Source organism: Verrucomicrobiota bacterium (genome assembly GCA_037139415.1).
Taxonomy (GTDB): domain Bacteria; phylum Verrucomicrobiota; class Verrucomicrobiia; order Limisphaerales; family Fontisphaeraceae; genus JBAXGN01.
The window spans coordinates 31,582-43,605 of the sequence record JBAXGN010000047.1 but is presented as its reverse complement, the minus strand read 5'-3'; the positions used below and the strand labels follow the sequence as shown (position 1 = coordinate 43,605).

13 protein-coding genes are annotated in these 12,024 nt (G+C 58.2%); 7 read left to right on the top strand and 6 right to left on the bottom strand.

All coding sequences use genetic code 11. The features are described from left to right. Nucleotides 1–369 precede the first annotated feature (369 nt). Nucleotides 370–876 carry a hypothetical protein gene (locus tag WCO56_10400; protein ID MEI7729972.1) on the top strand — a complete coding sequence of 169 codons (507 nt, stop codon included), beginning with the start codon at nucleotides 370–372 and terminating at the stop codon, nucleotides 874–876. Between the two features lie 18 nt (nucleotides 877–894). Next, nucleotides 895–1,641, top strand: coding sequence for a hypothetical protein (locus WCO56_10395; protein MEI7729971.1), 747 nt, complete (start codon nucleotides 895–897; stop codon nucleotides 1,639–1,641). A gap of 9 nt (nucleotides 1,642–1,650) precedes the next feature. Here the strand turns inward: WCO56_10395 and folE2 are convergent, their stop codons facing one another. Continuing rightward, a complete protein-coding gene (gene folE2, locus WCO56_10390; protein MEI7729970.1) occupies nucleotides 1,651–2,436 on the bottom strand; it encodes a GTP cyclohydrolase FolE2 in 786 nt (261 codons plus the stop codon). Between the two features lie 138 nt (nucleotides 2,437–2,574). Next, nucleotides 2,575–3,603: an SDR family oxidoreductase gene (locus tag WCO56_10385; GenBank protein MEI7729969.1), complete on the bottom strand. Its 1,029-nt coding sequence runs from the start codon at nucleotides 3,601–3,603 to the stop codon at nucleotides 2,575–2,577. A 355-nt stretch (nucleotides 3,604–3,958) separates the two neighbouring features. Between WCO56_10385 and WCO56_10380 the strand changes: the two genes are divergently transcribed. Genes WCO56_10380 through WCO56_10360 form a run of 5 tightly spaced genes read left to right on the top strand, consistent with a single transcriptional unit; the run spans nucleotide 3,959 to nucleotide 9,160 of the window. Continuing rightward, nucleotides 3,959–4,723 carry an outer membrane lipoprotein-sorting protein gene (locus WCO56_10380; protein ID MEI7729968.1) on the top strand — a complete coding sequence of 255 codons (765 nt, stop codon included), beginning with the start codon at nucleotides 3,959–3,961 and terminating at the stop codon, nucleotides 4,721–4,723. A 3-nt stretch (nucleotides 4,724–4,726) separates the two neighbouring features. Then, nucleotides 4,727–5,944, top strand: a complete 1,218-nt coding sequence (bamD, locus tag WCO56_10375; protein ID MEI7729967.1) for an outer membrane protein assembly factor BamD — start codon at nucleotides 4,727–4,729, stop codon at nucleotides 5,942–5,944. 39 nt (nucleotides 5,945–5,983) lie between these two features. Further along, on the top strand, nucleotides 5,984–7,765 hold the full coding sequence (locus WCO56_10370) for a glycine--tRNA ligase (protein MEI7729966.1): 1,782 nt from the start codon (nucleotides 5,984–5,986) through the stop codon (nucleotides 7,763–7,765). 39 nt (nucleotides 7,766–7,804) lie between these two features. Further along, complete coding sequence (locus tag WCO56_10365) at nucleotides 7,805–8,344, top strand: DUF2127 domain-containing protein (protein MEI7729965.1); 540 nt, start codon at nucleotides 7,805–7,807, stop codon at nucleotides 8,342–8,344. Between the two features lie 42 nt (nucleotides 8,345–8,386). After that, on the top strand, nucleotides 8,387–9,160 hold the full coding sequence (locus WCO56_10360) for a hypothetical protein (protein ID MEI7729964.1): 774 nt from the start codon (nucleotides 8,387–8,389) through the stop codon (nucleotides 9,158–9,160). Nucleotides 9,161–9,195: 35 nt separating this feature from the next. On the opposite strand, the gene WCO56_10355 is transcribed toward WCO56_10360, so the two are convergent. The 4 genes from WCO56_10355 to WCO56_10340 are packed head-to-tail and all read right to left on the bottom strand — an operon-like array spanning nucleotide 9,196 to nucleotide 11,897. Next, on the bottom strand, nucleotides 9,196–10,167 hold the full coding sequence (locus tag WCO56_10355; GenBank protein ID MEI7729963.1) for a glycosyltransferase family 2 protein: 972 nt from the start codon (nucleotides 10,165–10,167) through the stop codon (nucleotides 9,196–9,198). A gap of 36 nt (nucleotides 10,168–10,203) precedes the next feature. Continuing rightward, nucleotides 10,204–11,067 (bottom strand): serine/threonine-protein kinase, encoded by an 864-nt coding sequence (locus WCO56_10350; GenBank protein MEI7729962.1) that lies wholly within the window; start codon nucleotides 11,065–11,067, stop codon nucleotides 10,204–10,206. 54 nt (nucleotides 11,068–11,121) lie between these two features. Further along, nucleotides 11,122–11,592 (bottom strand): hypothetical protein, encoded by a 471-nt coding sequence (locus WCO56_10345; protein ID MEI7729961.1) that lies wholly within the window; start codon nucleotides 11,590–11,592, stop codon nucleotides 11,122–11,124. Next, nucleotides 11,589–11,897, bottom strand: a complete 309-nt coding sequence (locus tag WCO56_10340) for an ATP-dependent Clp protease adaptor ClpS (GenBank protein MEI7729960.1) — start codon at nucleotides 11,895–11,897, stop codon at nucleotides 11,589–11,591. Before WCO56_10340 ends, WCO56_10345 begins: the two co-directional genes overlap by 4 nt. Nucleotides 11,898–12,024: the final 127 nt, after the last annotated feature.

Sequence of the window (12,024 nt, the reverse complement as noted above, 5' to 3'; positions counted from 1 at the left end):
GCCGGGGAACAGGGCAGGGGCGCTCATCCGGGGTTCCCGGACGCGCTCACCGTTCACCGTGGTTCGCTGGGGCCGCAGCATAAGACGCAAATTTGACGCAGGGACGCTACGATCAACATACGCAGAACCACGATTCCTGTCAAATCGCCGCCGGACGCCCCGCCCCCGCCCGGCGCGGGAAAATTTGGAGTGCGGTGGCAACCAAAGGGGGAAAAGGGGGCGGCGGGCGACACCGCTTTGGATTTATGCCGTCCACTGGAGAGAGCGCGAGTGTACTTGGGCTGCTCAAATATCGTGGCTTAGGACGGTGTACTTTGTGCTCGTATTTTCGGGATGGTTTCGCCAGAGTGCGTGCGGAAAGGCAACGGGATGAATCTTGCGCTGAATCCGTTTGTGCCCGGCCAACTGGTTGGCGCGGGGCGGTTCAAACTGGTCAAACAAATTGGCCAGGGCGGGATGGGCGTGGTCTGGCTGGCGGAGGATGAGCAGTTGCAGGAGGCCGTCGCCCTCAAGTTTGTCTCGCCCCTGATGCAGAATGACCCGGAAGCCCTGGCCGGGTTGCGCCGGGAAACCATCCGCGCCCGGCGGTTGACGCATCCGCGCATTGTGCGCATTCACGATTTTCACCATCTGCCGGGCGAAGGGCTCGCGTTTCTATCCATGGAGTATGTGGCGGGGCAATCGCTGGAGCAGGAACGCCGGAAGCAACCGGACGGCTGCTTTCCGTGGCCGGTGTTGGCTCCGTGGGTGGGCCAGTTATTGCGGGGCGCTTCCTGGCGCACGGATGATCCCGCGTATCTGCTCGCTTCCTATCGCGCCAGTGATACCTCTCGGGCGCGCAGCAGTTATGGCTTTAGGATAGTTCTGGGCGGTTGAACCATGGATGATTAACTTATGAAGCAATTCCTTACTGATTCCAATACCGGTTGCGCGAGCCGTTCGGCCCGTCGCTGGCTGCAACGCGTGGCGCTGCTGGGCCTGCTTTGGCCGGTTGGGTGGCTCGCGGCGGCGGAAACCTCCGGCAAGGACGCCGATCACCCAACCCTCAAGGAGATGAAAGCCGTGCTGGGCCAAACTGCGCCCGATACGATGGTCAAGCTCATGAGCAAGACGCCGTTTAAAATCGGCAAGGACTTTACCAATGAGGTGGTGGAAGTGGGCGCGCCGGGCTGGGCGCCGATCAGCGGACCGGAGAGTGAGGATAAGTTCTGGCTGGTCAAAGCGCGCACCACGATGGACCTGACCCGCGGGACGCTGAAGACCAATCTAACGCTCGGGGTGATGTATCGCGTGTATCGCGGCGACAACCAATGGAAGGCCGTCTATGCGGGGCTTTACGAGGCGGGGGATATCGAGCAGCAAGCCCGCCAGATCGGCGGCATTTTCTGGAAGACCAAAGGCAGTGGTTCCCCGGCGGTCCGCAACGCCTGCATTAATAATCTGCGCCAGTTGGATGGTGCCAAGGAACAGTGGGCGTTGGAAAACAAGAAGCGCTTGCAGGATGCCCCTGACTGGGAAGACCTCATTGGCTTCGACAAGTACATCAAGAACAAGCCCGAATGCCCGGACGGCGGCACGTATATATTGGGGACGATGGCCGATCGGCCCGCGTGCAGCATTGAAGGACACGTGCTCCGCTGAGCCGCGCTGTTAGCCCTTCTCGATGCAGGCGTAGGCGTTGTGGTTGTGGATACTCTCGTAGTTCTCCGCTTCGACGCGGTACCACGTGACGTCCGGATGGGCGTTGAGCTTGAGCGCCACGTTCCGCACGAGGTCCTCCACAAACACCGGGTTCTCGTACGCCCGTTCGGTGACGGCTTTTTCATCCTGCCGTTTGAGCAATGAATAGAGTTCCGAACTGGCGGAGCTTTCCACCATGGCGATCAAATCCTCAATCCAGATGGAATTCCGGGAGCGGATGGCCACGGTGACCACCCCGCGCTGGTTATGCGCGCTGTACTGGCTGATGGCCTTGGAGCAGGGGCACAGGGTGGTCACCGGCACCTTCACCGTGAGCTTGAAATCAATTTCCTCGCCGCAGGCGGCGGCATCGAAGCGGGCGGTGTAATCCATCAGGCCTTCCATGCGGGACACGGGCGCTTGCTTGGTCATGAAATAGGGGAACTCCATCTCCAGGTGCGCGGTGGCCGAGTGCAGCTTCTTCTGCATGGCAAAGAGGATGTCCGGAATGTTGTCCACATGCACGATGTTGCCGTGGGCATTCAGCACCTCGATAAACCGACTCATGTGGGTGCCCTTGAATTCCTTGGGCAGATCCACGAACATGCCGATGGTGGCGATGGTGTTCTGGAGGGCGCGCGATTTATCCAGCACCTGGATGGGGAAACGCAGGCCGCGCACGCCGACCTTGTCAATGCGGATATCCCGATGGTCGCGTTCGCTCTGCTTGTCGGTCATGGGCACTTTCGGTTTCATCTGTGCGGATGTTTCATGGTCTGCCGCCGCCGTGGTGATCTGTTCTTCCTGCAACAACATGGCCAAACGTAGCAGCGGTTTCGCCAATGGCAAAAAGCAATCTTGCGTTCCCCTGGGCCGCTGGTTGCCCCGCGTGGTTCATCCCACGTTCAATTGGTACCATGCCAGCGCCTCGTCCAATCCGGCGGAAAGTGAGTGCGTGGGCACGTAGCCGAGCCGGGTTTGGGCCTTGGAAATATCCGCCAGCGAATGGCGCACGTCGCCATCCCGGAATTCGCGGTACACCGGATCGGCGATTTTCAGGCCGGGCCGGGCGTGCTGGAGTTTCTCCCGCAAATAGTGAAATAATTGGTTCAGGGTGGTGCGTTCGCCCACAGCGACGTTGTACGCCTGGTTCACGGCGTCCGGGTTCGCTGCGGTGGCCGCCAGCAGATTGGCCTGCACCACATTGGCGATATAACAAAAATCGCGGCTCGTTTCGCCGTCGCCATTGATGAACACATCCTCCCCCTTGAGCATCGTGGCGATCCACTTGGGGATGACGGCGGCATAAGCGCCATCCGGGTCCTGGCGCTGGCCAAATACATTGAAGTAGCGCAATCCCACGGTTTCCAGTCCGTAGTTGAGCGCGCAGACGCCGGCATAAATTTCATCCATCCATTTGGTGGCCGCATAGGGGGAGAGCGGAGTGCCGATCTTGTCCTCGACCTTCGGCAGGCCGGGATGGTCGCCGTAGATGGAACTGCTGGAGGCGAAGACCACGCGGCGGACCCGCTGGTCGCGGGCGGCCAGCAGCATGTTCAGAGTGCCGGTCACATTGGCATCGTGGCTCACCAGCGGTTCGGCGATGGACCGCGGCACGGAACCGAGTGCGCCCTGGTGCAACACGTAATCCACTCCCAGGCAGGCATCCTGACACGCCGCCGCATTCCGAATATCGCCTTCCTTGAATTGAAAACACTGCCACTGCGCGGGCGTTACCTTGGCTTGGACCTGATCGAGGTTCTTGCGGTAGCCGGTGGCGAAATTATCCAGGCCGACCACGCGCTGGTCCAGGCGCAGCAGGGTTTCGACCAAATTGCTGCCGATGAAGCCGGCGCTTCCGGTCACCAGCCAGGTTTTGGGCGTGCTGCGTAATGTTGCTTGTAAAATTTGGTATGCGGTCATGAGTAATCAAGGATTCCTGAGTTTGTTGGACATATGCGGGAAGCTATCCATGGTGATGCAGGGCTGGCACTTCACGACATCAAAATGCGATCCCACCTCTTGGCGGACTGAGCCAGCGCAATGCCTTGAGGATGGCAACCCGGCGCAGCCAAGCCTCACACTGCCGAATTCGTCATTTAAACGCTTCACCCACATGATATCGTTGTCTGGCGGGGGGCCAGTCATGAACCGGATTGCCCGCACCAGGCACCCGGCGACTGTGGGCTGGAACGTTCCGTAAATCAATACTGCAAATCGGGCAAATACTGGAATCTCATGCTTGAACCGGCACGCAGTCAATGTAACTATCGGGGCAATGGATAACACGTTGCGAAATCGTTTAGGCCAGATGGTCCTTTGTTGCGTCTGGTTCTGCCTTGCGGAGCGCGGATTTGGCGCGGCAACTTCCCCGCCGGAAGTGTTACTGAATGATCCCGTTGCCGGTCAAACGCTTGCCGCTGAATTGCGCGCCGTGCGGGTGCCGGAGCGGGTGGAGTTGCGCGGCGTGATGAAGCTGAAACGTTCCGGTCAGGATATGCGGCAAGTATCATTTGTCTTTACCACGTTTCCGATCACCAATGGTTGGCGCGCCACGTATCGCTTACTTTTTCCGGACAATACGGACCTTTCCCGCGTTTATGCCATCACGCATCAGTTTGGTTCCACGAACGCCTATGCGGTGGTGATGGAAGCGGGTACGCGCGTGGCGGGCGCGGCGGAGCCGTTGGGCGAAAGCGATTTTCTGCTCGGGGATTTGGGGCTGGAATTCCTGCATTGGCCGCAGCAGGTGCTCATCAAGAAGGAACTGAAGCGCGGACGTGCCTGTCAGGTGCTGGAATCCCGGCCCAGCCCGACGGGAACCTCGTTGGGGTACGGACGGGTTCTGGCGTGGGTGGATACGGAGACCGGTGGCATCATTCAGGCCGATGCGTACGATGCGGCTGGCAAGGCGCTCAAGGAATTTCAGTTGAACAGCTTCAAAAAGGTGGACGGCCAGTGGCAGTTGGAGGAAATGCAGATTGTCAATGTCCAGGATAAACGCCGCACGCGGCTGACGTTTGAACTGGAGAAGAAGCCGTAACGCATGGAAGAAACCACCGCCCATGCCATTCGCGGCACGCTGATCTTGATCTCCGCGCTGCTGTTGTGCGGCGTGGTGGCGTGGTGGAGCTTCAGGCGCAGTGTGGACCAGGCGCGCTGGGTGATGCGTATCGGACTTTCGGTGGTGATACTGGGAGCCATGGTGTACACCACCAAGGCCGGGATGGGCGGAATCACGGAAATATTCTCCCTTCTCGCCGGGTGTGTCTTTGCTTTGATGCTGGCCATCCTCTGGGGGCCTTCGATCATTGGGTTGTTTGCCAAGCCGCTGGGGGAGATGTTCACCGGCAGCGATGAACCGCCGGATCCCGAGCCGCTGTATTCCGTCGCCATGGCGCGCCGGCAGCAGGGGCTTTTCCAAGCCGCAATCCATGAAGTGCAGATGCAATTGCAACAGTTCCCGCAGGATGTCACCGGGCAGATGCTGCTGGCGGAGATCCAAGCGGAGAACTTGCGGGACCTAGCGTTGGCGGAGATTACTATCCTGCGTTTGTGTAACCAACCGGGGCATCCGCCGGCCACCATTGCTTTGGCGCTCGCCAGCCTGGCGGATTGGCAATTGAGCGTCGCGCACGATATCGAAGCCGCCCGCCAGGCGATGGAACAAATCATTGAGCGTTTTCCCGATACGGAGTTTGCCATGCAGGCCCGCCAGCGCATCGCTCATTTGCCCACCGCCGAGATGTTGGACGAGAAGCAGCATGGCAAAACCGTGACTTTGACGCCGTGGGTGAAAGACATGGGCTTGCGCAAGGTGGCCATTGCGGCGGAAGACGTCGTCAAGTCCAAGGAACCCAACGAGGCCGCCGCCGAATGGGTGGCGCACTTGACCGAGCATCCGGCGGACACCGACGCGCGGGAACGGCTGGCACGGTTGTACGCGGAAGAATTGGATCGCTTGGACTTGGCGGTGGAGCAAATGGAAGCGCTGATTCATTGTGAGCATCTGCCGGTGAAGCAAGTGGCGCATTATTACCATGTGCTGGCGGATATGCAGGTGCGGGTTGGCCGGAACCTTGAGGCGGCGAAGGCTGCCCTTCAACGGCTGATTGAGCGGTTCCCCAACACCGCCCACGCCGTCCAGGCCGAGACCCGTAAATCCACTCTGGCCAATGAGTTGCCCCGGCCGGAGCATGATCCCATTAAACTCGGCACGTATGACAACCGGATGGGTTTGAAGCAAAAAACACGCTCGCCTTGACATCCTGGCACGCCTGCCGGAAACTCCCCGCTTAAATTTATGGCTGAACCGAAACAAAATGAATTGATGGAAAAGATCGTTTCCCTCTGCAAACGCCGGGGATTCGTCTACCAATCTTCCGAAATCTACGGTGGCATTAATGGTTTTTGGGATTACGGCCCACTCGGGGCGGAACTGAAGCGGAATGTCAAAGACCTTTGGTGGCGCTCGATGGTGCACCTCCGGGATGACGTCGTTGGCTTGGAGGCCACGATCATCATGCATCCGAAGATTTGGCGCGCCTCGGGGCATGTGGACACCTTTTGTGATCCCATGTGCGATTGCTTGCTGACCAAGAAGCGTTTTCGCGCTGACCAGATTGATCCGCAATCCGGCCTCGCCTATTATTACACGGGCGCCAAGGACGCGGTTTCCGGCAAAGAGAACAATGAGCCGTATGCGGTGTTGTTGCCGGTTGGCAAACCGCCGGAAAGCGCTCGCAAAACCGCCACGGTGTTCTACCAGATGCGCGGGCTGCAGAATGTGCAGTTGCAGGGCGAGCGCATGGAAAAAGTGGAAAACTCCCAGCGCTTCAACCCGGAGAATGGCTCGCTCCTGACGGAGCCGCGTCCCTTCAACCTGATGTTCAAGACGTACGTGGGGCCGGTGGCGGACGAGGAGAATGTGGCCTTTCTGCGGCCGGAAACCGCGCAAGCCATCTTCGCGCAGTTCAAGAACGTGGTGGAAACGTCGCGGCAGAAGGTGCCGTTTGGCATTGGGCAAATGGGCAAGGCGTTTCGGAACGAAGTCACGCCGCGTAACTTCACATTCCGCTCGCGCGAGTTTGAGCAAATGGAGCTGGAGTTCTTCATCAAACCGGATGAAACGGTGGCGGCCCAGGTGGGCGAGGTGGCCAGCGTCAGTGGGGCAGGGCACCCGGGCGAACCGAAGCCCAACTGGGGTTGGCAGATGTGGCACAAGTATTGGGTGGAAGAGCGCCTGAGCTTTTACGAAAGCATTGGTTTGCCGCGCACGTCGTTGGAGGAGTATTGGCAGAAACCGGAGGAGTTGGCGCATTACGCCCGGGCCACGGTGGATTTGCTGTATAAGTTCCCGTTCGGCACGCAAGAACTGGAAGGCATTGCGGCGCGCGGTGACTTTGATTTGACGCAGCACCAGAAACACAGCGGCAAAGGCATGGAAGTCTTTGACGAGGAAGTGCGCCAGACCTGGACCAAGCTGGACGACACCCGCAAGCAGGCGTTGCGCGACCAATTCCTCGCGGCCAAACGCGCGGGCTTTATTAAAAAAGGAGTCGTCGAGGCAGAGGCCCAGGCGCAAGCAGAAGCCGAAACCAAGACCTATTTCGAGAAACTCGCGAAGGGATTGTTCATCCCGCACGTCATCGAACCCTCCGCCGGGGTGGATCGCCTGATCCTGGCGCTGCTCTGCAACGCCTATTCCGAAGAGGAGACCGTGGATGAAAAGGGCAAAAAGGAAGTGCGCGTAGTGATGAAGTTTCATCCGCGCGTGGCACCCGTCAAAGTCGGGATATTCCCCCTGCTCAAGAATAAGCCGGAACTCGTGGCCAAGGCGCGCGCGATCTATAATCAGTTGCGGGTGAAGATGACCGCCTTTTACGACGAGGCCGGCTCGATTGGCCGGCGGTATGCGCGCCAGGACGAGGCTGGCACGCCGTTTGGTGTCACCATTGACTTCGATACGCTGGGTGAAACCCCGGAGTTGAAGGATACCGTGACGCTGCGCGATCGCGACACGCAGAAGCAGGAGCGCGTCAAGATTGACGATCTGCTGCCGTTGCTGCTGCAAAAGCTTCAGTAACTTGATGTTTATACGCGGGCGGGTTGCCCGTGAATACGGATGAACGAGAGCAAAACGCAGGACGCCACTCAGGACGGGCAAGGCCACCGCACGGCGGCTTTGTCCGGCATTGCCTCGTTTAAACTGGGCAAGGGACTCTTCTTTTTTCTGGTGGCTTGGGCGGTGTACTGTTTATCGGATGATGACCTGCATGAGGCGTTCAGCATCGTGTTGCTGACGTTTCATCAGGACCCCAAACTCCATGCCTTTGACGGTACGTTTAAATGGTTATCCACCATCACGGAATCCAACATGTTGTGGGTGGCCGGCGGCATATTAAGTTATGCGTTGCTCGCCATGGTCGAGGGAGTTGGGCTGTTCCTGCGGTATTATTGGGCGGCCTATCTGGCGATTGCGGAATCTGCGATCTTCATCCCGATGGAAATCGTCAAGCTGATGAACCATTTCACCTGGCTGATGCTGGGGTTGCTGCTGCTGAATATCTTTATTTTGATCTACCTCTGGATTAATCGCCATCGGCTCTTCCGGCATACCCACTATCACGACCGGCATAAAGCCAAACCGCCGGTGTCCACGTAACAACCCTTTGACTTGCGACCGGTTGGATTGCATATTATCGCCATGAGTTTTGACATTTCGCAACTGCTAGATGGCTGGGAATACCAGCCCGGACAAGTCATGGTCCGGCGGTTTGTCGCGGCGGATGGTCTGGAAAAAATTCAATTGCGCGTGGATCTGGGACTGCTCCAAATGAATGTCGAGGGGCGGCCCGATGGAAAGCGCCCCAATGGGTGTCCTTCGCTTTGGGAGTTTTTTGCCAAGCGCCTGGCAAAACACCAGCAGGAGCATGATGGCAATGTCGAAGATTTCACGTTGTCCGGCGAGGATTGCTCCCGCCTGCAGATGGAGGCGCTGCAATATCATCACCGGTGTATTTGCCTGCTGCAACTCAATGATTTCAGCGGGGTGGTGCGGGATACGGAGCGCAATCTGGAAGTCTTCAATTTTGTCAACGAGCACGCCGAGTCGGATGAGATGGCTTGGGGCCTGATTCAATTCCGTCCCCAAGTGGTAATGATTCACACGCGCGCCTTGGCGGCGCAGGTGCTGGCGACGGAAGACTATCCCGAGGCCATCCGCATCATGGAGGAAGGCATTGAGGATTTACGCGGGTTCTTCCGGGAAACGGATCGGCCGGACCTGGCGGATAATTCAGCGGAAATTCTATCGTTGGAGGATTGGCTGTCGGACTTGCGCGCCAAGCGCCCGCTTTCCCAACGCGAGCGTTTGGAGCAGGCGCTGGCAGATGCCTTGCAGAACGAGAATTACGAGAAGGCGGCCCAAGTCCGGGATGCGTTGCGAAAACTGGAATCCCGGGATAGCGCGGGAAAATAACCGGCGCAATCTGGTTGCCGGTCTGCGGGACGTGGCTAGCGGCGTTTCACGGCTCGGTAAACTTGCGAGCACAGTTTGACTCCGCGCCAGCCGAGCAGGCGGATGCACCCTTTCAGCAAGGAACGGGAAAACGTTTCGGGTGGCGCTTGCAAAAAAACTCCGCAATTATATTTCAACATGCGCGGGGAGAATCCGGCCCCATGCCGAAGCAGGGCATTGGCCGGAAAGATGTTCAGCGACAGATGCCGGGCGCGGTCGAAACGCGCCTTTGAATCCCGCAGATGCAGCAAATGGTAGTTGCGTTTGGCTTGTACGAAGTCCACACAGAATTTCAGCCCGCGCAGTTCAATCTTGGTGGTGCCGCGCTCGGCGTGAAAATGGCTGCGCGCAAACGCCATGCAGGCATTGGTGCGCGCCCCGCCATAGTGATAGGCCAGGTTGAACCACATTTCCCAGTCGCCGCAGAACAGCGACGTGGTGCGGAAGCCGCCCAGCGACTTCGCGTCCTTGGGACGGAACAACGTGCCGGGAAACAACGTCAGATTTAGGTCGGCAAACTGGTTCATATCCAGTTCCTCCATCTCCTTGGACAGCGGCGGACAGCCAAAACCATGCTCCTGGCCCGTTTGATCCGTGTAACGCCCGCGCCCGCAATAGAAACCGCGATCCGGGAAGGCCGACGCGAGGCGGATGGCGTTTTCAATGAAGTCCGTGGCCAGGTAATCGTCGTCGTGGAGGATGGATAACCACGGCGTCGGGCATTGTTCCAGGCAGGTGTTCCAGTTGCCGAACAATCCGTGCCGCACCGGGCTGCGATAGTACGTGATACGATCCCCGAACTTCGCCAGCACCAAGTCGCGCAGGCTCGCATCGGGGCCGCAGTCTTCCACCACCATCACGCGCACTGGCACGGTTTGCGATAGCGCGCTCTCCACCGCTTTCAGGATGTAATCCCGCCGGTTATACACCGTCACCGCAATGGTTATGTCGCTCGGAGCGATGCTCATGGGATTGGCTGGGTTCGCTGGGCGGGCCGCAAATGCTTAACTGACATACAGTGCGGACTTCAGCTCATGCACCACGCTGCTCATGATGGGGTAACGCTTATCCGGATCATTATCCAGACACCGCAGGATTACCTTTTCCAGGGTGGCGGGTATGTCCGGATTTAATTCGCGCGGGGCAATGAACGAATCGGTGCGGGCTAACTGGCGGCGTAATACTTCATCCGGGGTTTCGCCGGGGAACGGCTTCTGATACGTCAGCAACTCGTATGCTGTGACGCCGAATGCAAAGATATCCGCGCGATGATCCATCGGTTTGCGCTGCAATTGTTCCGGGGCCATGTAGTGCGGGGTGCCGGGGTTGCGCGAGGTTTTCTTGGGTTTCTCCGGAATGGGTTGGCAAAGGTCGAAATCCACCAGCCGGATCGCCCCGCTGCGGGTCATGATGACATTCTCCGGCTTGAAATCCAGGTGCATCACATGATTGTCGTGCATGTGTTCCAGCGCGACGGACATATCAATCAGGATATTCGCGATATTCTCCGAAAACAGCGGGTCATTGCGCGCCTGCAACAATTTCAGGTTCGAGCTTTCCACGTACTCCATCAGCAGGTACAGCGTGCTCTCCATTTTGCCGTGGTCCAGATACCTTACGATCCCCTCATGGGGCGGCAACGACGCCAGAATCTCGCACCCGCGGGTGAACCGCCCGCGAGCGATGAAATTAAACCGGAATTTGTCATGCATCCGGCGCAGCGCGTATGTCTGCCCTTGCGCGTCGGTGGCCACCCAGATATCCGCCATGCCGCCGCTATTGATCAACTCATGCAAATAAAAGCGTCCGAAGGGCCGGGGTTGCCCTTTGGCGCCTTCGTTCATATCTTTATTCGGATCAAATGCCATGCTGCGTGCGCGGTTTCAATATCATAGACGCATCGGGTCTGTCATCGGTTAAATTTATTCCAATGCCTCCAGGATATTCGCTTGGAAGAACCCGCTCACATCCATCGCCCAGAGATGCGGCAGCGTCTTTTCGCTGATTTCGAGCTTATTGGCATCCAAATCCTCCGGCGCGCCGGCGGCATACCAACTGCCCACGCGCAAATCATTCAATATTTGCAGGAACCATTCCACCTCGCTGAGTTCCAGCGTGAATTTGCACCCGGCGGCGTTGGGTTTGAACCGCTCCGGTAGGCCCAGGAACTTTGCCAACCGCAGGCGGTTCTCGGCTTTCTGCACCGCGAGCGCCTCCTCCAGCATCTGCTGATCCGCCCGTTGTTTTGCTTCCTCGCGGGGCGCGTGTTTGCTCAACGGTTGATAGCCGGTGCTCAGCACCGGGTAACGGCTGAGCACCTCCAACAGCAAGGGCGCTTCCTTCTTGCCCAATTGGAACACCAGCGCCGTCTCGGTGCGTCGCAGTAACCTCATTCGGCACGCTCCATGGTGGCGTGCAGGCTGTAGCTCTGCAATTGGTGAACGTAATGTTCCGATTTTTCCAAGCCCTCGCGGACCAGGACGCTCTTCCCATTAGCATGTACCTCGCGCATGTGGATTTCCGCCTTTTGGCGGGTCCAACCAAACACGGTTTGGAAGACATGGGTGACGTACGTCATGAAATTTACGGGATCATTCCAGCATATAACCAGATACCCCGGTTCCAAGGCATCCTTGGAATCGGTGTCGGTCGTATGATTGATGTCGGGTAACACCAATGGTTCCAGTGTTTCTGGCATGGGAGTACTTTATGCATAGCCCGGACAAAAATCAATCCGGCATTATTGGCGTTCCGTTCTGGGGGATTATTTTTCATGGCCAACCGCGCTGCTCGTCACCTACCAGCGACCAGATAGTCCCTGCAAC